Here is a 1894-nt window from a genome sequence, read left to right on the forward strand (position 1 = left end):
GCGGGCGAGGCGGGTACATGGGATGGCGCGGCCCTCGTGCCGGCAGACCCGATCAGCGGTTCATTGCTTCAGAAAATGGCTGCCACAGGCAAATCCAGCCGAAGCGCATTCCGGCAAGACACGATTCATTAACCAAGATGCTATTCATCGACATGACGTATTGTGGCATGGATGCCCGTCTTCGCCGGTCAGATCCATGCTTGTCAGGAAGAGGGCCGAAAGGCTCCTGATCTGGGCGGAAATCTAAATCGCCCGAAACAAAAGAACGTGCAAGGCATGAACGTGAGCGAAAACGTGCAAAACGCCCCCGGTGCTTCCCGTCTTTGGACCCTGCCTGCCATCATCGCAGCGTTCCTTTGCCTGTGCGCTACCGGCGCGTTCGCGGAGACGCGTGCTTTGAGGATTCAACATCTCCATACGGGCGAGAAGGCTGAAATCGTCTTCAAGCGCAATGGGCGCTATGATCCGGCGGGATTGAAGAAGATCAATCTCATGCTGCGCGACTGGCGTCGCAACGAACCGACGAAGATGGATCCGCGCCTGCTCGATCTTGTCTGGCAGGCCTATCGCGCCAGCGGCTCGACAGCCTATATCCATGTGGTCAGCGCCTATCGTTCGCCGGCGACGAACGCCATGCTGCGCAGCCGCTCGAAGGGTGTGGCCCGGGAGAGCCAACACATGGTTGGCCGCGCGATGGACTTCTTCCTGCCGGATGTGCCGCTGAAGAAACTGCGCGACATCGGCCTCAAAATGCAGGGCGGCGGCGTGGGTTATTACCCCACCTCCGGTTCGCCTTTCATACACATGGATGTCGGCAATGTGCGGCATTGGCCGGGCATCAGCCGCCAGGAACTCGCCAAGGTATTTCCGAACGGCAACACACTGCATGTGCCGAGCGACGGCAAACCGCTGCCCGGCTATGAGCAGGCGTTTGCCGCCTACAAATCGCGCAAGGGCGCCGGCACGCCCAACATCGAGCTGGCAAGCGTCGACGGCGGCCAACGCAGGCCGCGTGGCCTGCTGGCGACGCTCTTGGGCGGGGGCGGCGCAGACGAGTCCGATGATGTCGCCGAAGCGGTGCCGGCGCCACGCAAACCGGCGAGGTCCGTCGAACCCAGACCGGCCGGACAGGGTATCGCTATCGTGCCGCCGCAGGATGCCCAGCGGGCTGACATCCAGATTGCTGGCAGCGATCCAGGCGAAGAACCGCTTGCCGGGCAGAAGGGGAAGACGCCTGAAGCGATCGTCATGGCGATGGCGCCGGGCTCAGTGCCGCTGCCGGCCTTCGCACCGCGCGCCGAGTTCACGGCACCCGTTCCCACCCCGGAAACCGCACCGTTGGCAATCGCCGGCGCGTCCACGGCGCAGGCCGAGCTGGCCGTTGCCAAGCCGGACGCCGCGAATGCCGATGCCGCTGCCACGAGCGTCGCGCCGGAGATGATGGCGCTCAACGTCCCATTGCCGACATGGCGGCCGGAAAGCCAGTCAAGCCCGACGCGCCAGTTGGAAGCAGCCAAATCTGGCGATGCCATCGGTGTCTTGCTGGCCATGCATCACCCCGACGACGGGCTGGCCGGCGAGCGGATCGCGGCGCCGGCGTCAAAGCCAGAAGATCGCGTCAGGACGAACCCCAAGGCCGATCGTGTCCAGCGGCGCCCCGATTCCGAGGCAGATCGCGCTATTACCGGTGGGGCCGCATCAACAGGGGCGCCCATGATTGCCGCCAATTTCATCCGCACGGCGCCGGAGCATGTCTATCTCGATGGATTCCAACCGCGGGGACGGACGTCCGATCACCGCCGCTTCACCGGCTCCGCGGTGAAATTCCTGCCCATCGCCAGTTTCAAATAGAGGGCGAAAGCACCGTTCGATCCAGTATCGAAACGTGTTGCGC

1 protein-coding gene is annotated in these 1894 nt (G+C 63.6%); it reads left to right on the forward strand.

Features of this window, described 5'->3' with window-relative positions; genetic code table 11:
- Positions 1–276 precede the first annotated feature (276 nt).
- Positions 277–1851: a DUF882 domain-containing protein gene (locus EOA22_RS31940; protein ID WP_063170045.1), complete on the forward strand. Its 1575-nt coding sequence runs from the start codon at positions 277–279 to the stop codon at positions 1849–1851.
- Positions 1852–1894 lie beyond the last annotated feature (43 nt).

Source organism: Mesorhizobium sp. M7A.F.Ca.US.014.04.1.1 (assembly GCF_003998745.1).
In the GTDB taxonomy this organism is placed as follows: Bacteria; Pseudomonadota; Alphaproteobacteria; order Rhizobiales; family Rhizobiaceae; genus Mesorhizobium; species Mesorhizobium ciceri.

Bases quoted from the DNA above. Each gene is read 5' to 3' on its own strand.
- EOA22_RS31940 (WP_063170045.1), top strand. From the start codon at position 277: ATGAACGTGAGCGAAAACGTGCAAAACGCCCCCGGTGCTTCCCGTCTT.